Genomic DNA, 18429 nt, shown 5'->3' with positions numbered 1-18429 from the left:
TCTTTTACCATTAGAATAGATAAACAATAAAGGATCACAAATGAAAAATCAATTTTCAAAAATCTGTAAAAGTGTTGCATTAGCTGGCTTTTTAGTTGCAGGGTTTGCAAGCTCTTCAATAGCTTCTAATGTTGAAAAAATACATTTCTTAATTCCTGGTGGTGCAGGTGGTGGATGGGATGGAACAGCAAGAGGTGTTGGAGATGCACTAAAAAAAGCTAATCTTGTTGGTGAAACATCTTATGAAAATATGTCAGGTGGTGGTGGAGGTACCGCTATTGCTTATATGATTGAAACTGCTAGAAAACAAGAAAATACTTTAATGATAAATTCTACTCCTATTGTAATTCGATCATTACAAGGTGTTTTCCCTCAATCATTTAGAGATTTATCTTTAGTTTCAGCTGTTGTTGCTGATTATGGAGTTCTTGTAGTTGCTTCTGATTCAAAATACAAATCTTGGGCTGATGTGAAAGCTTCTTTTGAAAAAGACCCAACTGCATTAAAAATTGCAGGAGGAAGTTCAAGAGGAAGTATGGACCATTTAGTTGCTGCACAAATATTTAAAGCAGCAGGTGGAAATCCAACTAATGTAAGATATGTTCCTTATGATGCAGGAGGGAAAGCACTTGCAGGACTATTAACAGGTGAAGTTGATATTCTTTCAACTGGACTTGGTGAAGTTTTAGAAAAACATAAAAAAGGTGAATTAAGAATTATTGGTGTTACATCTGATGAAGATATTGATGGAATTCCTAGTTTCAAAGAAATGGGAGCTGATGCGTACTTTGCAAACTGGAGAGGATTCTTTGGTGCACCTGATTTAGCAGAAGAAAAAATTAATGCTTATGCAAAAGTTTTTGAAGAAATGTATAAAACAAAAGAATGGGAAGAAGTTAGAGCTAGAAATGGTTGGTCTAATTTATATAAACCTACAACTCAGTTTAAAACATTTTTAGAAAAACAAGAAGAAGGTATCTCATCTTTAATGAAAGAAATGGGGTTCCTATAAAATAAATAGAGCTTTTGCTCTATTTGTATAAAGGATTAATTATGACAAAAAACAGAATCGGATCAATATTCTTTTTAGCTTTTTCAACTTTTTATTTTTATAGAGTTTTTAGTATAAAAAAGATGCCAGGAAATCAATTTGAAATTATGACAGCTTCAACTTTTCCTTTTTATATTGCAATTACTGGAATTATAATATCAATTATACTAATAATATTGTCATTTATAGAAAAAGATCAAGCTAAATTATCATTACAATACATAAAATCATTAGATTTAAAAACTGCATTATATTTTATAATCGCGATGTTTTTTTATGGTTACACTATGAAAGCATGGGGATTTATTATTGCAACAACAGTATTTTTAGCAATAGGATTTTTAATATTAAAAGAAAAGAATTTAAAAAGAATATTTATAATTTCAATTAGTGTATCTGTAGGCTTTTATTTACTATTAAACAACGTAATGGGTGTTTATATAGACGCTGGTACTTTAATTGATAATTTAGTAGGAGCCTTATCATGATGGATGGTATTTTATTAGGAGCTGCAACTGCATTTTCTATGTATAATATTTTGATGGTAATTATAGGATGTTTTGCAGGCACATTTATTGGAATGATTCCAGGACTTGGACCTATATCTGCAATTGCACTTATGATTCCAATAACTTATGGGATGGACCCATCATCTGGATTAATTTTAATTTCAGGTGTTTATTATGGTGCAATTTTTGGAGGTTCAACTTCATCTATTTTAATTAATGCTCCAGGAGTTGCTGGAACTGTGGCTACAGGATTTGATGGTTATCCAATGGCACAAAAAGGACAAGCTGGAAAAGCTCTAGCAATTGCAGCATATGCCTCTTTTAGTGGTGGAACAATTGCAGCTATTTTCTTACTTTTTGCAGCACCTGCACTTGCATCGGTGAGTTTAAGTTTTCAATCATCTGACTATTTTGCTTTAATGGTTTTAGGTCTTACTGCAGTTGCTGCATTTGCGGGAAAAGGTAAGTTCTTAAAAGCAGCAATTATGACTGTTTTTGGTTTAATGTTAGCAACAGTAGGAACTGATTCTGATTCAGGAATTGCAAGATTTACTTTTGGAAGAATGGACTTAATTGATGGAATTTCATTCTTACTTTTAGCAATGGCTGCTTTTGCATTATCAGAAGCTTTGATGAACGTATTGGAAAACCATAAAGTTTCAAAAGAAGAAGAAGATGAATTAAAAAAAGATATTGGTACTTTAAAGTTAACAAAAGAAGAAGTAAAAGAGATTGTACCAACTATTGGGAGATCTTCTATTTTAGGATTCTTCGTTGGAGTTCTTCCCGGTGCAGGTGCTACTATTGCTTCATTCTTAGCCTATGGAATGGAAAGAAGTTTTGCAAGCGCTAAGGATAAATTAGGTTTTGGAAAAGGAAGTTTAAAAGGATTAGCAGCTCCTGAAAGTGCGAATAATGCTGCTTGTACGGGTTCATTTGTTCCTTTATTAACACTTGGAATTCCAGGAAGTGGAACTACAGCTATTATCTTAGGTGCATTATTGTCTTATGGAATTCAACCAGGTCCTACAATGTATATTGATAATCCTGCACTGTTTTGGTCTGTAATTATTTCTATGTATATTGGGAACTTTGTATTATTAGTTTTGAATTTACCATTGATTCCATATATTGCTAAATTGTTGGCAGTTCCGAAACAGTTGTTATTACCACTAATTATGTTTTTCTCTCTTGTTGGAGTTTACTTAGTTACATTTAACAATTTTGATATTTATATGATGACAACTTTTGCAGTTGTTGCACTATTTCTAAGAATTGTTGACTTCCCTATGGCTCCTATGATTTTAGGATTTATTTTAGGTGGAATGATGGAAGACAATTTAAGAAGAGCTCTAACAATTAGTGATGGTTCACTTTCATTTTTATGGGAAAGACCTATTACTTTATCAATTTTAATTCTTACCCTTATATTATTACTTATGCCAATAATAAGTGAGTTTTTAGATAGAATGAAAAAAAGAAAAGAGAGTTAATCTCTTTTCTCTTATAAAAAGAGGTTACAATGGATGACTTTAAAAAATACACTATTTTATATATTGAAGATGATGAAGGTGTAAGAACTATAAATTCACGTTTTTTAAATCGTATGTTCAATGAATTATATGAGGCTAAAGATGGAGAAGAAGGCTTAGTTTTATATAAAAAATATCATCCTGATATTATTCTAACTGATATAAAAATGCCAAAAATGGATGGCATTTCACTTGCACAAAAAATAAGAGAAAATGACAAAACTACAAAAATCATAATTTCAACTGCTTTTAGTGAAAAAAACTATTTATTAGATGCCATTGAATTAAACCTTGAAAAATATATTATTAAACCACTTACAAGTAGGAACTTAATGCCTGCTCTTATAAAAGCGGTAGAATCACTTGAAGAGCAAAAAGATTCTAAAATCTTCTTATCTGATGATTTTTATTTTGATAATAAAACTTCTTTATTTTATTACGAAGATAAAACTATAAATCTTACTAAAAAAGAGTTACTATTTTTAAAACTTCTAACTTTAAATAAAGATAGAGTTGTTTCTTATGAAGAGATAGAACAAAATATTTGGCAAGATGAATATATGAGTTTAAATTCACTTAGAACAAGTATTGGATTTTTAAGAAAGAAAATTCCATTTAATTGTATAAAAAACATCTCAAATCTGGGTTATAAATTAAATCTTGAAAACAAATTATAATCTCAAATTAGAACAAGGTATTAAAAAAACCACCTTACTTAGCTCAACTATTATCATATTAATTGTTGCAACAATTACAGGATATAACTTAATAAAAATAGAATATGATAATTTCAAAAATCATATAAATAATTTTAAAACAACTCTAATTGAAAGAGAAAAATTTTATATAAAAAATTCTCTTGATAATCTAAAAAATGACATAAAGTTTGAAGAAATTTCAATAATAACAAATAAAAAGCATAGAGTTAAAAATCAATCAATAGTAGCCTATAATCTTGCTTATTCTCTTTATGAAAAGACTAAAAATCTAAGTAAAGAAGAACAAATCAACTTAATAAAAACTTCCATAAACCAAATAGCCCAAAAGAAAAATGATATAAACTATTTTATTTTAGATACAAGTGGAAAACTTATTTTAAATAGTGAGAATGAAATTGATGAATCACAGAATTTTTATAATTTTGAAGATATACATGGAAAGAAATTTATTAATGAAATGATAAAAGAAACAGAAGAAAAGCAAAATTTTTTAGATTACTTTTGGTATATACCCAATAGTAGTATTACAAGTAAAAAGATTACTTATTCAAGACATTTAAAAGAATTAGGAATAATAATTGGCTCAGGTACTTTTCTTGAAAAACAAAGTAGTGAAGTAACAGATAAACTTATTCAAAAAATTAAGAACCAAAATTTCAATGAAGAAGAGTATCTTTTTATTTATAAAATCAACAGTTTAAATGATATTATAAATGAAAATAAATTAGTTACAAAAAGATTGATACAGCCCGATGAATCTGAAATAAAAGCGATGAAAAACCTTTTAACAAATACAAATTACAAAGGAAATGAATATCTATTTTATAATAATAATCAGAAACTCATTTATGGAACATACTTAAGTGATTATAGATATTTTATTGCAATGGGAGTAAGACTTTCAAATATTTATGAAATAGTAAATAAAGAAAGAAATATTTCTTTAGAAAATATGTACAAGAATATCATTGTATTATGCATTATTATTTTTATAATGACTATTATATTTTTTATATTTTCTTTACTCTTTACTAAAAGAATTGAAAATATTTTTAAAGAATATAAAGAAAATGTAATTCTAAATGAAGATAAATATAGAATGCTTTTTAATCACAGTAACGATGCATTTATTATTTCACAACTAGAAGAAAATAATTATCTTAAAATAACTAGTTATAATCAAACTGCATCTATGGTTACTCAGTATGATGACGAAGAATTGATTGATAAAAACTTATTTGATTTATTTATAAATATTGATATAAATAAAATATTAAAAGAAAAAGCATTTTTAGATACTGTAAAATTAAAAACAAAACATAACTTTATAAAAACTATTGAGGTAAGTATTATAATATATGAAGAGAATAAACAAAATATTGTCTTTGCTTCAATTAGAGATATAACAGAAAGAACTTTACTAAAAGAAGAAAAACAAAAACAAGATAATATCTTAATACAAAAGTCAAAAATGGCTTCTATGGGAGAAATGATTGGTAATATTGCCCATCAATGGAGACAACCACTAAGTCAATTATCTGGGCTATTTTTTGATATAAAATCAGCTTATGATTATAAAGAGTTAGATAAAAAGTACTTAAATAATACTGTTGAAGAAGCTAATGATTTACTTGAATATATGTCAAAAACAATAGATGATTTTAGAAATTTCTTTAATCCAAACTCTATAAAAGAAGAATTTATCATAAAAGAAGCAGTTGAAAATGCTGTAAGAATTGTTAAATCAAATCTTGATTTTTATCAAATCCAATTAGATATCGAAATTAATGAATCTTCTAAAATAAATGGTTTTAAAAATGAATATTCTCAAGCCGTTATGAATATAATTTCTAATGCTAAAGATATCCTAATAGAGAAAAACATTAAAAATCCTCAAATAAAAATTTATCTAGAAAAAAACAAGAAAAATATCCTTTGCATTGAAGATAATGCAGGTGGTATAAATGAAGAAATTATAAATAAAATATTTGATCCTTATTTTACAACTAAGTATGAATATGGAACAGGAATTGGATTATATATGACAAAAATGATTGTTGAAGATAAAATGAATGGTTTAGTATATGCGAAAAATTCAATTGATGGTGCTATATTTTTTATAGAAATTTAGTTTTTTTAAACAGATGAATAAAAAATAGATAATTAAAAATCATATAAAAGGCTAATTTCGATAAAATAATAAATCTTTTTATAAAGCAATTAAAATAGCAAAGGAAAACTTGATGAATGAATTAGCAGGTAAAAAAGCACCTAAAGAAATACTAGAAAATATTGAAAAATTAATCGAAGCCTATTATACTAATAAGCCCGATATAAATATTCAAAGTCAAAAAGTTAGTTTTGGAACATCTGGACATAGAGGAAGTTCTACAAAATCAAGTTTTAATGAAGATCATATTTTAGCAATCACTCAAGCCCTTTGTGAATATAGAAAAGGTGCTTCTATTAGTGGTATTATGCATATAGGAATTGATACTCATGCTTTGTCTACACCTGCACAAATAACAGCATTACAAGTTTTTTTAGCAAACGAAGTTCAATGTAAAATTGCAGCACAAAACGAATACACTCCAACGCCAGTTATGTCTTTTACAATTATTGAATCAAATAAAAATTCAAAAGATTTAAATGATGGTGTAATCATTACTCCATCTCACAATCCACCATGTGATGGTGGATTTAAATACAACACTCCAAATGGTGGGCCTTCTGATACTGATGTTACATCTGTTATAGAAAAAAGAGCAAATGAAATATTAAAAGATGGTTTAAAAGATGTTAAGTTCATCCCTAAAGAAAATGTATTTGAATCTAAATTTTTAGAAGTCGCTGATTTTATTACACCTTATGTAAAAGCTTTAGACACTATTATTGATATGGATATTATAAAAAATGCAAATCTAAATATTGGTGTAGATCCATTGGGTGGTTCTGGATTAAATGTTTATAAAAAAATAAATGAAATTTATGGTCTTAATCTTGATATTGTAAATGAAATAATTGATCCTACTTTCTCTTTTATGTCATGCGACCATGATGGAAAAATAAGAATGGATTGTTCTTCTCCTTATGCTATGGCTTCACTTATTCAGTTAGCTGACAAATATGATATTGCCTTTGCTAATGACCCTGATTTTGATAGACATGGGATTGTAACAAAAAGTGTAGGACTTATGAATCCTAATCATTATTTAACTGTTGCTATTTGGTATTTATTTTCAAATAGAAAATCTTGGAAAAATGATTTAGGAGTTGGTAAAACTTTAGTTTCAAGTTCAATGATTGATAAAGTTGTTAAATCTTTAGATAAAAAACTTTATGAAGTACCTGTTGGATTTAAATGGTTTGTTGAAGGTTTATTTGATGGAAGCTTGGCTTTTGGTGGAGAAGAAAGTGCTGGTGCTTCATTTTTACGAAAAGATGGAAGTGTTTGGTCAACAGATAAAGATGGAATTATTTTAAATCTTTTAGCTGCTGAAATTACTGCAAAAGAAAAAAAAGATCCAGGTGTTATTTATCAAGAGTTTGAAAAACAATTTGGAAAAGCTTATTACAAAAGAGTTGATGCAGTTGCAAACTATGAGCAAAAAGCAAAACTAAAAAATCTTAGTGTAAAAGATATTACATCTAAGACTTTAGCAGGTGAGCAAATTGAAAATATTTATACGAAAGCCAGTGGAAACAATGCAAGTATAGGTGGACTAAAAGTTACAACAAAAAATGGTTGGTTTGCTGCTCGACCTTCAGGAACTGAAGATATCTATAAAATTTATGCAGAAAGTTTTATAAATGAAAAGCACTTAGAATTGATTATAAAAGAAGCTCAAGACTTAGTTTTAAAAAGTATTGAAGCTTAAAAATCCTTACAAAAAAGAGTTGGATTTCTTATAGAAATTTAACTCTTTTTAATTCTATTTACATTACATTCATTTATAAATTCTATATAAAAGACTTGAAATATTAACACCTAGGAAAGAAATAAATGCCGACCATGCAAAACCTTCGACAAATGCTTCTTGCAATTATTATAGGTGCATTAGGTTCTATTTTGTTTATTTATCTTCACTTGCCACTTCCTTGGTTACTAGGAGCCATATTTACCTCATCAATTGCTATGAGATTTCAAAATATTCCCATACTTAGTCCTAAAATATTTTCTACTCCTGCTAGAATTATAATTGGACTTACTATTGGAAGTGCTTTTACTCCGGAAATTTTAGGGAATCTTCATATATATTTTTTTAGTATTTTACTTATTATTCCATATACTATAATTGTTGCATTTGCAGGAATGTATTACTACTATAAAGTTTTACACTTTGATAAAAGAACGGCCTTTTTTTCTTCAATGCCAGGTGGTGTTATTGAAATGGTGATTTTAGGGGAGCAGTTAAAAGCAAATACTTCTAAAATCACCCTAGTTCAATCTTCTAGACTTTTATTTATAGTTTTGACTCTTCCTTTTATTATTCAATATATTTTTCATATAGATATAAGTGGAAACAGATTAATTACTATTCCATTAAGAGAGGTATATTTACCTGATTTCTTCTATTTAGGAATTATTGGAATTATTGGAGCATACACAGCAAAAAAGCTAAATGTTTCAGCCGCTTATTTAATAGGCCCTATGGTTTTAAGTATTATCGCTTTTAGTAGTGGCTTTGTTCACTCTAAACCACCCGATGAGTTAATTAAGTTTGTACAAGTAATCTTTGGAACAATTATTGGATTTACATTTAGAGGTGTTACATTAAAAGTGATATTAAAAACTCTAATTGGAACTTTTGGCCATTTTGTTATACTTGCACTTGTAAGTGCTATTTTTATATCTATTGTTTATTTTGCCTTTGATTTTCCTATTATTTCAGTACTTCTAGCCTTTAGTCCAGGAGGACAAGCAGAAATAAATCTAATAGCTATTTTAGTTGCTGCAAATATTCCATATATTACCGTTCATCACATAGTTAGACTATTTATTGTTATGAATATAGCTCCTCTTTTAGCTAAAAGAATCAAAGAATAGTGTAAAATCTTTTTAATTATAAAAAGGATTTTCATGTATTTATTCAAAAAAACTTATATTTTCACTATCTTATCTTTGATTTTACTATTTTCTGGATGTATAAAGAAGTTTGATACGGATGGATTAACACTTAAGATTGATGAGAGAGAACTAAACAAAACATCAGAATATTTTCCAATAAAACAAGATTTTGTATTTGCAAATATTGATATAAAGCAACCAAATATTTTCATATCAAATACAAATAGACTAAATGCAAATATGAATATAAACTTATCAACTATTTTTATTCCAAATGCTGCGGGAACATTTACCCTATCTGGTAATCCATACTTTGATAAAGAGAAATCAGCAATTTTCTTAAAAGATATTCAAATTGAAGAGTTAAAATTTTCAAATATGAATATAGATAAAAATCTTACTAACTTGCTATTTACTAATATGAAACCAGTTATAGATAGTATTTTCTCAAATATCCCTGTTTATACAATAGATAAATCCTCATTTAAAGGCTCTTTTGTTAAAGATGTAAAAATTGAGGATTCAGAACTTCTAGTTACTTTTGGACTGTAAACTATTTTATTTGATTAAGTTGTAAATTTGAAAATTCAAATCACTTGCAACTTCTTCAAAAGCTTTATTCATAGCAACCACAAAATCATAAGGTTTATTACCTTGTGATAAAACTTTTTTATTATAAGTATATGTTTTTAGAACTTCACCATTTGATACTAAATCAAATTTTATAGATAATACAGCAAAAGAGTTATTGCTTTCAATACTATTATATAAACTAACTACATTTGTTTTAAGCATATAATCAAACTTTATTTCTGATTTTTCTTTTAAAACATTTTTAAATATATTACTAGTTTCAAGTGTTTGAGCAATATTATTATGAAGCATAGAAGATGGTTTATCTATCCATCTATTTAAAGCATACTCTTCAAATGAATAAGCCTTTGTTGTATAAAAAATTGAATTTGAATTAAAACTCTTATTTACATTTGGGTTTTCTACATATATTGTTTTTGCACTATTTTTAAAGCTCTGTATTACTTTAAAATCAATTGCGTAAGTGTTTGTATCATAGGTCTCTTGTTTTAAACTACAAGCACTTAAAAGACCTATTACACATATATAAATAAAAATCTTTATACTATTTCTCATCTATTTCTCCTGGACCATATTTTATAGGTTTTTGTTTAAAGATTAAATCACTTGGACTTTGATTTAAATCATCAACAAATTTTTGTGTTTGAATTAGAGTTTCATCTAAACTATTTAAAACATTATCCAATTTATCAAAACTCTCTTGTGATAATTCTTTTAAGTTAAATGAACCTTTTTTTAATTCAGCTTGTAATTCTGTTGATAATTCTTTAAAAGAATTTGCAGTTTTTGTTAAACTATCAGCTGTTTTATTTACACCTTTTAAAGAGTTATTACCATTTTTTACCAATCCTGAAACTTCATCTAATAACTCATCTATTTTTTTCTCATTGGCAACTAAATATTCTGTTAATTGATTAATATTTGTAAGACTACTTTCACCTTTTACTAAAAATTGTGAGAACTTATCTATGTTTTTATCATCTAAAACTTTTTTTATTTGATTTAAAACCAACATAACTTCAGTTGTAATATCCTGTGTTGAATCAAATAAAGAAGTTAATGCAGATGTTCGTGAAGGTATTAATTTTACTCTATCTTTATTTTCTTTTAGTAATGCAGATTCATTAGATCCACCTTTAAGCTCAATATATTTAAGTCCTGTAATTCCTAAATTTCCTAACATTGCGTAATTATCTTCTTTTATAGGAGTTCCTTTTTTTATTAGAACATTGATTTGGATTTCTTCTGAATTATTTGGATTGATTTTGATTTCGCTTACATTTCCTACTTCAAAACCTTTATACTTAATAGATGAACCAATATTTAAACCTGAAATTGATTCTTCAAAAAAGATTGAGTATTCATCAAACTTTTGTTTTTCAAAACCATATTTTCCTAACCAAAATATAACACCTAAAAGTGCTATTGTAAAAATGACTATAAACATTCCAATTTTAAAAAAATTAATTTTAGTATCCATTATAAAGCCTTTTTATTTGTTAAAAAATCTTTTATAAACTCATTATCTGAGTTCATAGCATCTTTGATATTTCCATCAAAGATAATATCTTTTTTTAGTATTATAAATCTATCTAATACGGTTTTTATTGTTTCTAAATCATGGGTTATTATAACTATTGTTATATTTAACACATCCCTTAAATATAATATCAATTCATTTATCATTTGAGTACTAGCAGGATCCAAACCACTTGTTGGCTCATCTAGAAATAAAATCTTTGGCTCTAGGGCTAAACTTCTTGCAAGTGCTACTCTTTTTTTCATACCACCACTTATTTCAGAAGGATATAAATTTGCACAATTTTTTGGAAGTCCTACAATTTCTAGGTTTGTATATGCTATTTGTTCTATTAAATCATTAGGTAAATCTGTATACTCTTTTAGCATCACTGCAATATTTTCAATAACAGTTAAAAAAGAAAATAAAGCCCCAAACTGAAAAAGATAAGAAAACTGCTGTTTTACTTCTTGGCTTTGTTCTAAATTTAAATTTGAAATATCTTTATCAAAGATTTTAATACTACCTTTTTGAATTCCACTTAGCATTACTATTTGTTTTACAAGTACAGTTTTACCCGAACCACTTCCGCCTAATACTCCAAATATCTCTTTTTCATTTATTGAAAACGAAATATTATTGTGAACAATATTTTCACCAAATATAGTGGATAAATTTTCTACTTTTATGATTTCCATTATATACCTATCTGAGTAAAGATTACTGAAAAAATTGCATTTAAAGCAATAACCACAAAAATCGCATTTACCACACTAATAGTTGTAAATTTTCCTATACTTGTAGTATTGTTTTGTACTTGAAACCCTCTATAGCATCCAATTATTGCTATTGCCATTCCAAAAAATATTGATTTAAATATTCCAAGTAAAAAGTGTTTTAGTGGTACTTCTGTTCCAATTCGTATAATAAATTCTCTAAAAGTCACATCTAAATCAATATAGGCAATAACCATACCACCAAATACTCCCACAATATCAGCAAAAAAAACCAATAATGGCAAAGATATTACTAAAGCAAAAATCCGAGGAAGTGTTAAAAATAGCATTGGTTCAAAATTCATAGTTCTCATAGCATCTATTTCATCGGTTATTTTCATAGCTCCAATTTCAGCAGTGTAAGAACTAGCACTTCGCCCTGCTATTACAATTGCAGTTACCAAAGGAGCAATTTCTCTAAACATAGTAATAGTAATCATTTCAACTATAAAAATATTTGCACCAAACTTTTCAAGCTGAACAGCCCCTTGATAAGCAATAACAACTCCCACTAAAAAAGAGGTGATTCCAACTATAAATAAAGCATTAACAGCAGAGCTATCTATGTATTTAAACATTGCTTTTATTCTCATTTTACGTGGATTAAATAAAGAATATATGAAAAAATAAAATATTTTTCCTAAGAATTTTGTAAAATCCACAAAAGATAAAAAAATATCGTTTGCTGCTCTACCAATATTTTCTATAAAATGAATCTCTTTCTTTTCTATTAGCTTATTATCTTGATAATGTTTTTCATAAAATTTATATTTTCTTTCATGCTTTAAAAGGTTTTCTAATGTAATGTTTTCTTCTTGAAAAGTTTTAAAATAAGATATAAGATAGATTATTGCTGAGTTATCACACTCTTTTAGGTTTTGAAAATTTACTATTAGTTTTGAGTTTTTTTTAATATTTAATTTATTTAAAGCTTGAATATTTTTATTAAGAGTCTCTTTATTCCAAGTATTTAGTAATATTAGTTCAAAATTATTATCAGCTAATTCTTTTATTTCAAAATCATAATCTCTCATAAAAAACTTCATCCTTCCATCAAAACTAAAACATGGATATTATTTTAGATTTTAGCATATAGTTCGCATTAATTGCATTAAAAGAGTGTTTATAAAAAGGTATAAAAATTGCATATACAAATTTACTAAAAAGGAGAAACCATGAACTTATTTAAAAAAGCCTATGATTGGGCATCAACTTATGATTTTGAAGATATTGATATAGAGTATGCTTCTAAATTAGCACTTAAAATGTTGGATGATTGCTGTCAAATGAACTCTCATGATAGAGAAGTTTTTTTCAATATCTACGATGCCCTTTGTGATAGAGCCGATATAAACTTAGATGATGATGTAAATCATCTTATAAAATCAGCAAGAGATAGAAAAACAATCTACTCAAAACCCCAACTAGCAAGTATTGTTCACGCATGTAAAGAAGAGATAATCCCAAATATGCTAAAAATTCATATGAAAGCTTATAAGGATATGGTTAGAAAAAATCTCGAGATGTTGTGATTTTATATCAAATCTAACTCTTCGCTTATGTCTTTGATTAGTTTTGATAGTGGGCGTTTGTTTATATCGATGTCGTCTATGTAACCGCCTGTTATATGTCGTAAAACATCTTCACGATTTTTAAATAGTGTTCCTTCATATTTTTGATAAAGTTCATCTATATAACTTTCATTGTAGATTTGTGCTTTTTGGATTAGTTCTAAGGCTATGTCTTTGTGTTCTTGATATAAAGTTTCTAAAGCAAAATCTTTTTTTATGTTTTCAGCTTTTAAATTATTTGTTTCAAGTTTTAAATCAAATCCATTTTCATCGTAAAAGAATTTACTATTTAAAATTTTTAATTTAAATTTTGCATAATCATTAAAACTATCTTTATAAGGATGAAGATGTTTAATCGTTGAAAATTTTGCCGTACTTTTTAATCGTGAATTGCACAAAATACAAGATGGAATTAAATTATAAAAAGACAAGGCTAGAACAGGATGGCTTCCTTTGTCATAAAAATGGTCAAAATCAGGTCTAGTACTTTTACTATTTTTATCTTTTATTGTAAAAGTATAATTTCTATTACAATAAGGACAAACATTTACTTTTAATTTTCGAGCTAAATTATAAGCATTATAAGTAGTCGTACCTTTTGATGAAAATTTACTGTATCCAAAACTTCCACCATAATCTTTTCCGCCAACAAATGCTTTTTTTAATCTATTATTATCAATATTATTTTGTTTGATTTTAAATATAACATCTTCAAATTCTTCAGGTTTAGCTTTTAAAATATATTCAATGTTTTGCTTTATAAAAGATTTTTCTCTATTTTGTAAAGCTTCATAATTTATATATTGCTGTACTTTTTCTACATGATTTTTTAAAATCTCTTCTTCATTTTCAAGGTTTATTTTAATCATTACTCAAAATCAGCACTAAGTTTTAAAATCTTCTCTTCAAGTTCTTCTAAACCACTTCTTAAAATATCTTCAACTATTTCTAATCTAACTCTTTCATAATCGTGAGCTATAAAGTTTCTTACATCATAAGAGCCTTTGGCTTCTTGTTCTAAATCATATTTTTTGATTACCTCTTTATCAATCTTATTTAGACTTTCGCCAATTTGAAGTAAGGCCATTAAAATGGCAGGTTGTGCTTCAAGTTCATCTTCTAAAGCTTTTACTATTCCACCATGTTTTGTGATAATTCTTTTAATATTATCTATCATTTTTAAGATAAATTTTGTTTTCGCATAAACCGAAAGATTAGACATATTTCACTTCTTTTAAAATAAACTCTTTTCCTATCTCATTTAAGGAGTCTTTATCCACAAAATCAACTTCTTTATTTAACTCTTTTTTTAAAAACTCTTTTGTATCTGCAAGTTTTGAAAATGCACTAAAACCTTTGTATTTTTCCATAAACTCTTTTATATCTTTTATCTCATAAAGTATGTCTATATCACTATTATTTGTATAATCACCTCTAGCATACGAACCAAAAACTCCAAGAATATTTATGCCATCATTAGAAAGAATTGGTTTAATAAGTCTTAGTTTTTCATAAATATCATTTATACTCATTTATCATCCTTTAGCTCTAATTTTTCTAATCTTTCAGTTAAAAGTTTTATCTTGTCTTTTATTGTATCAATTTCTGTTTTATTTGACAACTCCATTTTATTTTTTAGCATTCGTTGAAGTTCTCTTTTTATGATTGGTTCACCAATTATATTTATAATATTTTGAGCATCTTTATCAGTTGTTATGGTATTCTTTTTGTCATTGTTTAAATATTTTATCACATCATCAATTTTACTTTTCGCAAACTCACCCATAAGTCCATCTTTCATAAAAAAACCATGAGAAAGTAAAGTATGAATATTTGCTCCGAATGGGTTTATATCTACATCTACTTGCTTTCCATTTTCTAAGAATATTACATTTTCTTTTGGTAGGTCTGAAAGGATGAATGGGGAATGAGAAGTTATAATGATATGTAGTTTTTTCGACAATCCTATTTCTTTAATAAAATCAAGTATTATTTTTAAAATTCGTTTTTGCCAATTTGGATGAAGATATAATTCTATTTCATCAAAAAGTAATATATTGCATTTATCTTTTTCAAATCTTGATAACATCAAATCTATTCTTTCCAAATAAAATAGAATTGTTTTTTCACCTGCACTTAATTTTATATCTTTACCATCTTCTGTTTGAAAAGTTAATTGAAAATTTGTTTCTAAATTATATACAGATGAAATCAATGTAAAAAAAGTTTTATAATCATCACTTTCAATAATTAAATTGTCTTTTATTTTGTTTAAAAACTCTACTATTTTATCAATCTTATCAGGGACACTTGCATCTATTGCTCTTGCTGAATCACCATTTGGTGTATTAGAAATTTTTATATCATTAAGCTTTGTTTTATCATAGTTAATTTTAATACTATGTGGCTGTTTTATTTTAAAAAGTTCAAAAAAAAGCTTTTTGTATTTATCATCAATCAATAAATTACCTATTGCAAAAGTTTGAAAAAAGTTAAATTGTGAAAGTTTAAATCCTGAAAAAGTTGGATACAAACTATCTTCTTTATATAATTCAGAATCATTTTTTCTATAAATACCATAATACTTTATAAGGTCATCGGGGCTTGGATAGTCATTTTTTATAATGCCATCTCTTTCTAAATGAGATATGTTGAGATAACTTACATCAAAATATTTTTTTAAAGCTATATTGTGATTAGTTATTCCACGACTTAATTTTCCATCTACTAGTTGTCTTGGAATATGTTTTTCTATAGTTATATCTGTATTTAAGATATCTATATTATTTGTATAACAAATATTTTTCAAACCATCATTTAAAACAAAAAAATAGTTAAATACTTCTAACCCGCTATTAACTATTAGTATTTTTGATAATACTTCAAATATACTGCTCTTCCCACTCCCATTCTCTCCAACAATAGCAGTAATATTTATATTATCACCAAAAAAGTTTTTAGGATAAAATTCTCCAGTTTCTTCTTTATCAACAATTTTTAATTCTTTTGTATCTTCATCATACTCACACCTAAACCTAGGCGAAAAATTAAACCCCTGCTTTTGTATATTCTTATAATCCTCAACCCAAAGATAAACTAATTCCATAAAAACTCTTTTTGTATTATTTTATTACTAATCATAGTTAAATACTTATTTAAATGCTCTTTTATGATAATCTGTGAATTTATATACATTTGTGTACTAATTAAACAAATTTTAGCTTATCAATTTTCAACTTTTAGATATAATCTAAATAAAAAGTAGGTTTTAGTTATGGGAATGTTTGATATTCAATTTAGTAATAAAATTAAATCAAGTTATGGAAATATTCATCTATTTGAATTTTTGAAAAAACAACTTCAAAAAAATAAAACTTATCAAAATAGAATAGAAGAAAGTACATTAACTATAGAAAAATGTCGTATAAATACTTTACTAAGATACAACCTAGACATAAATATCCAAACAAATAAAAAAGACAATATTTCAGAAATCACAGTAAATGGTCAACTTCACGATACTTTGTTATTAACTATTTTTATAATCTTATCAATCCTTTTAACCTATGGATTGGGAATCATTTTGGTTATTGGTTTTACTTTTTATCAAAAATTTGTTGCAACAAAACAATTGAAAGAATTGATACACAATTACAAATCCACTATTTAAGTTTAAATATATAAACCATAAACTAAATTTATTTTCAATCCCTCTTTTTTCCTTCTATTAGTTTATATACTTTTGTATAAACAAAAAAAGGATTGATTATGGAAAATACAGCATTGATATTAATAGATTTACAAAACGACTACTTTGGAAGCTTTGAAGGTGCAAAATGGCAACTAAATGAAACAGAAAAAGCAGCTTCAAATGCTTTAAAAATATTGACTAAATTTAGAGAAAAGAACATGAAAATAGTTCATGTAAGACATGAATTTGCTATTGAGAATCCACCATTTTTCGCCCCAAACTCACAAGGTGCAAAAATTCACGATACTTTAACACCAAAAGAAAATGAATCTCAAATCTTAAAACACAATGTTAATGCATTTAAAGATACAAATCTAAAAGAAATCTTGGATGATTCTAATATTACAAATGTTATTATCGTAGGAGCAATGTCATATATGTGTATTGATGCAGTTACAAGAGCAGCTAGTGATTTTGGATATAAGTGTTTTGTAGCTCACGATGCTTGTACTACAAGTGATGTGGAATTTAATAGTATTAAAGTTGAAGCAGCAATAGCACACGCAGCATTCATGGCAGCACTTCAATTTGCTTATGCAAAAGTTGAAACAACAAATGAGATTTTAGAATTATTATAAGGCGTAAAATGGAATTAAGTGATTTATCTGTACTTTATATCATGGATAATCAAGATAAAGAAGAGAATTTATACTCTCTTCTTTGCAATACTGTAAATAAAGTAACTTGTACTTCAACTATACTTGAATCAAAACAACAATACATCAAACAATCACCTTGTTTAATCATCATTGATAGTGATTTTGAAAATAGAGATATTATTGATTTTTTAATCAAGCTAAGAAGTGATGATATAAAAACTGCCTTTATTGTTTTATCAAAAAACAAAAATAACCAATATCTAAGTGAGTTATTAGAACTTTACATCACAAAATATATCATAAAACCTTTTAGTGAGGATAAACTAATAGAAGCTTTAAATAAATGTATGGAAATTATTGAAAGAAGAATATATAGTAATTTCAAACTTGCAAATGGAATCTTTTTTAACTTCCAAACTCAAAGTATTATAAAAAATGATGAATCATATGTTTTAAATAAAAAAGAGAGTTTATTAATTAACTTATTCATTCAAAACCAAGGAAGAATAATCACCTATGAAGAAATCGAATATCATATTTGGAATAACGAGTGTACAACTGCCGCACTAAAATCACTAATCAGAGATTTAAGAAAAAAAACTTTTAAAAATATCATAAAAAACTACTCAGGGATAGGATACAAACTAGAACTTAAAAATATTCCTCAACAACTTTCTTAAAAAAATTTCACCACCTATTCATATAACTTTTGATACAATCAGCACTTAATAAAAAACAAA

At 26.6% G+C, this 18429-nt stretch carries 20 protein-coding genes; 12 read left to right on the top strand and 8 right to left on the bottom strand.

All coding sequences use genetic code 11. From position 1 onward, the window contains the following. Positions 1-40 precede the first annotated feature (40 nt). From AACT_RS01175 to AACT_RS01140, 8 genes are all read left to right on the top strand, one after another. The gene (locus AACT_RS01175; protein ID WP_172124205.1) at positions 41-1012 is read left to right on the top strand and encodes a tripartite tricarboxylate transporter substrate binding protein; all 972 of its coding nucleotides are present in this window, start codon (positions 41-43) and stop codon (positions 1010-1012) included. Positions 1013-1053: 41 nt separating this feature from the next. After that, entirely contained in the window at positions 1054-1539 is a 486-nt protein-coding gene (locus tag AACT_RS01170; RefSeq protein ID WP_172124203.1) for a tripartite tricarboxylate transporter TctB family protein, read from the top strand. Continuing rightward, positions 1536-3053 carry a tripartite tricarboxylate transporter permease gene (locus AACT_RS01165; protein WP_172124201.1) on the top strand — a complete coding sequence of 506 codons (1518 nt, stop codon included), beginning with the start codon at positions 1536-1538 and terminating at the stop codon, positions 3051-3053. The genes AACT_RS01170 and AACT_RS01165 overlap by 4 nt, the downstream gene beginning before the upstream one ends. A 29-nt stretch (positions 3054-3082) precedes the next feature. After that, positions 3083-3769 carry a response regulator transcription factor gene (locus tag AACT_RS01160; protein WP_172124199.1) on the top strand — a complete coding sequence of 229 codons (687 nt, stop codon included), beginning with the start codon at positions 3083-3085 and terminating at the stop codon, positions 3767-3769. Next, complete coding sequence (locus AACT_RS01155) at positions 3753-5942, top strand: cache domain-containing protein (RefSeq protein WP_172124197.1); 2190 nt, start codon at positions 3753-3755, stop codon at positions 5940-5942. The genes AACT_RS01160 and AACT_RS01155 overlap by 17 nt, the downstream gene beginning before the upstream one ends. Before the next feature lie 112 nt (positions 5943-6054). Then, the gene (gene pgm / locus AACT_RS01150; protein ID WP_172124195.1) at positions 6055-7689 is read left to right on the top strand and encodes a phosphoglucomutase (alpha-D-glucose-1,6-bisphosphate-dependent); all 1635 of its coding nucleotides are present in this window, start codon (positions 6055-6057) and stop codon (positions 7687-7689) included. A gap of 125 nt (positions 7690-7814) precedes the next feature. Further along, positions 7815-8858, top strand: coding sequence for an AbrB family transcriptional regulator (locus tag AACT_RS01145; RefSeq protein WP_228720509.1), 1044 nt, complete (start codon positions 7815-7817; stop codon positions 8856-8858). A gap of 33 nt (positions 8859-8891) precedes the next feature. Further along, entirely contained in the window at positions 8892-9431 is a 540-nt protein-coding gene (locus AACT_RS01140; protein ID WP_172124193.1) for a DUF1439 domain-containing protein, read from the top strand. A 6-nt stretch (positions 9432-9437) separates the two neighbouring features. On the opposite strand, the gene AACT_RS01135 is transcribed toward AACT_RS01140, so the two are convergent. Genes AACT_RS01135 through AACT_RS01120 form a run of 4 tightly spaced genes read right to left on the bottom strand, consistent with a single transcriptional unit; the run spans position 9438 to position 12802 of the window. Further along, positions 9438-10028 carry an ABC-type transport auxiliary lipoprotein family protein gene (locus AACT_RS01135; protein WP_172124191.1) on the bottom strand — a complete coding sequence of 197 codons (591 nt, stop codon included), beginning with the start codon at positions 10026-10028 and terminating at the stop codon, positions 9438-9440. Continuing rightward, complete coding sequence (locus AACT_RS01130; protein WP_172124189.1) at positions 10018-10953, bottom strand: MlaD family protein; 936 nt, start codon at positions 10951-10953, stop codon at positions 10018-10020. Before AACT_RS01130 ends, AACT_RS01135 begins: the two co-directional genes overlap by 11 nt. Then, positions 10953-11690 (bottom strand): ABC transporter ATP-binding protein, encoded by a 738-nt coding sequence (locus AACT_RS01125; RefSeq protein WP_172124187.1) that lies wholly within the window; start codon positions 11688-11690, stop codon positions 10953-10955. Before AACT_RS01125 ends, AACT_RS01130 begins: the two co-directional genes overlap by 1 nt. Further along, complete coding sequence (locus tag AACT_RS01120) at positions 11690-12802, bottom strand: MlaE family ABC transporter permease (protein WP_172124185.1); 1113 nt, start codon at positions 12800-12802, stop codon at positions 11690-11692. Before AACT_RS01120 ends, AACT_RS01125 begins: the two co-directional genes overlap by 1 nt. 141 nt (positions 12803-12943) lie before the next feature. Here AACT_RS01120 and AACT_RS01115 point away from each other — a divergent pair, with 141 nt between their 5' ends. After that, positions 12944-13300, top strand: coding sequence for a hypothetical protein (locus tag AACT_RS01115; RefSeq protein WP_172124183.1), 357 nt, complete (start codon positions 12944-12946; stop codon positions 13298-13300). Positions 13301-13302: 2 nt separating this feature from the next. Here AACT_RS01115 and AACT_RS01110 read toward each other — a convergent pair whose 3' ends face one another. The 4 genes from AACT_RS01110 to AACT_RS01095 are packed head-to-tail and all read right to left on the bottom strand — an operon-like array spanning position 13303 to position 16445. Beyond that, positions 13303-14208 carry a hypothetical protein gene (locus tag AACT_RS01110; RefSeq protein WP_172124181.1) on the bottom strand — a complete coding sequence of 302 codons (906 nt, stop codon included), beginning with the start codon at positions 14206-14208 and terminating at the stop codon, positions 13303-13305. Further along, positions 14208-14561: a HepT-like ribonuclease domain-containing protein gene (locus AACT_RS01105; protein WP_172124179.1), complete on the bottom strand. Its 354-nt coding sequence runs from the start codon at positions 14559-14561 to the stop codon at positions 14208-14210. The genes AACT_RS01110 and AACT_RS01105 overlap by 1 nt, the downstream gene beginning before the upstream one ends. Continuing rightward, entirely contained in the window at positions 14554-14871 is a 318-nt protein-coding gene (locus AACT_RS01100) for a nucleotidyltransferase family protein (protein ID WP_172124177.1), read from the bottom strand. Before AACT_RS01100 ends, AACT_RS01105 begins: the two co-directional genes overlap by 8 nt. Continuing rightward, entirely contained in the window at positions 14868-16445 is a 1578-nt protein-coding gene (locus AACT_RS01095) for an AAA family ATPase (RefSeq protein WP_172124175.1), read from the bottom strand. The genes AACT_RS01100 and AACT_RS01095 overlap by 4 nt, the downstream gene beginning before the upstream one ends. A 168-nt stretch (positions 16446-16613) precedes the next feature. On the opposite strand from AACT_RS01095, the gene AACT_RS01090 reads away from it, so the two are divergent. From AACT_RS01090 to AACT_RS01080, 3 genes are all read left to right on the top strand, one after another. Further along, positions 16614-17009, top strand: coding sequence for a hypothetical protein (locus AACT_RS01090; RefSeq protein ID WP_172124173.1), 396 nt, complete (start codon positions 16614-16616; stop codon positions 17007-17009). A gap of 98 nt (positions 17010-17107) precedes the next feature. Continuing rightward, positions 17108-17668: a cysteine hydrolase family protein gene (locus AACT_RS01085; RefSeq protein ID WP_172124171.1), complete on the top strand. Its 561-nt coding sequence runs from the start codon at positions 17108-17110 to the stop codon at positions 17666-17668. A gap of 8 nt (positions 17669-17676) precedes the next feature. Beyond that, a complete protein-coding gene (locus tag AACT_RS01080; protein ID WP_172124169.1) occupies positions 17677-18369 on the top strand; it encodes a response regulator transcription factor in 693 nt (230 codons plus the stop codon). Positions 18370-18429: the final 60 nt, after the last annotated feature.

The sequence above is a fragment of the Arcobacter acticola genome, from assembly GCF_013177675.1.
GTDB classification, from domain to species: Bacteria; Campylobacterota; Campylobacteria; order Campylobacterales; family Arcobacteraceae; genus Aliarcobacter; species Aliarcobacter acticola.
Note: the sequence above shows the minus strand (reverse complement) of the source record. Positions and strands in the feature narration are given on the sequence as shown.

Coding starts and splice junctions, on each gene's coding strand:
- AACT_RS01165 (WP_172124201.1), top strand. CDS start 1,536: ATGATGGATGGTATTTTATTAGGAGCTGCAACTGCATTTTCTATGTAT.
- AACT_RS01095 (WP_172124175.1), bottom strand. CDS start 16,445: ATGGAATTAGTTTATCTTTGGGTTGAGGATTATAAGAATATACAAAAG.
- AACT_RS01135 (WP_172124191.1), bottom strand. CDS start 10,028: ATGAGAAATAGTATAAAGATTTTTATTTATATATGTGTAATAGGTCTT.
- AACT_RS01145 (WP_228720509.1), top strand. CDS start 7,815: ATGCCGACCATGCAAAACCTTCGACAAATGCTTCTTGCAATTATTATA.
- AACT_RS01115 (WP_172124183.1), top strand. CDS start 12,944: ATGAACTTATTTAAAAAAGCCTATGATTGGGCATCAACTTATGATTTT.
- AACT_RS01125 (WP_172124187.1), bottom strand. CDS start 11,690: ATGGAAATCATAAAAGTAGAAAATTTATCCACTATATTTGGTGAAAAT.
- AACT_RS01080 (WP_172124169.1), top strand. CDS start 17,677: ATGGAATTAAGTGATTTATCTGTACTTTATATCATGGATAATCAAGAT.
- AACT_RS01110 (WP_172124181.1), bottom strand. CDS start 14,208: ATGATTAAAATAAACCTTGAAAATGAAGAAGAGATTTTAAAAAATCAT.
- AACT_RS01100 (WP_172124177.1), bottom strand. CDS start 14,871: ATGAGTATAAATGATATTTATGAAAAACTAAGACTTATTAAACCAATT.
- AACT_RS01120 (WP_172124185.1), bottom strand. CDS start 12,802: ATGAGAGATTATGATTTTGAAATAAAAGAATTAGCTGATAATAATTTT.
- AACT_RS01085 (WP_172124171.1), top strand. CDS start 17,108: ATGGAAAATACAGCATTGATATTAATAGATTTACAAAACGACTACTTT.
- AACT_RS01170 (WP_172124203.1), top strand. CDS start 1,054: ATGACAAAAAACAGAATCGGATCAATATTCTTTTTAGCTTTTTCAACT.
- AACT_RS01160 (WP_172124199.1), top strand. CDS start 3,083: ATGGATGACTTTAAAAAATACACTATTTTATATATTGAAGATGATGAA.
- AACT_RS01090 (WP_172124173.1), top strand. CDS start 16,614: ATGGGAATGTTTGATATTCAATTTAGTAATAAAATTAAATCAAGTTAT.
- AACT_RS01175 (WP_172124205.1), top strand. CDS start 41: ATGAAAAATCAATTTTCAAAAATCTGTAAAAGTGTTGCATTAGCTGGC.
- AACT_RS01130 (WP_172124189.1), bottom strand. CDS start 10,953: ATGGATACTAAAATTAATTTTTTTAAAATTGGAATGTTTATAGTCATT.
- AACT_RS01105 (WP_172124179.1), bottom strand. CDS start 14,561: ATGTCTAATCTTTCGGTTTATGCGAAAACAAAATTTATCTTAAAAATG.
- AACT_RS01140 (WP_172124193.1), top strand. CDS start 8,892: ATGTATTTATTCAAAAAAACTTATATTTTCACTATCTTATCTTTGATT.
- pgm (WP_172124195.1), top strand. CDS start 6,055: ATGAATGAATTAGCAGGTAAAAAAGCACCTAAAGAAATACTAGAAAAT.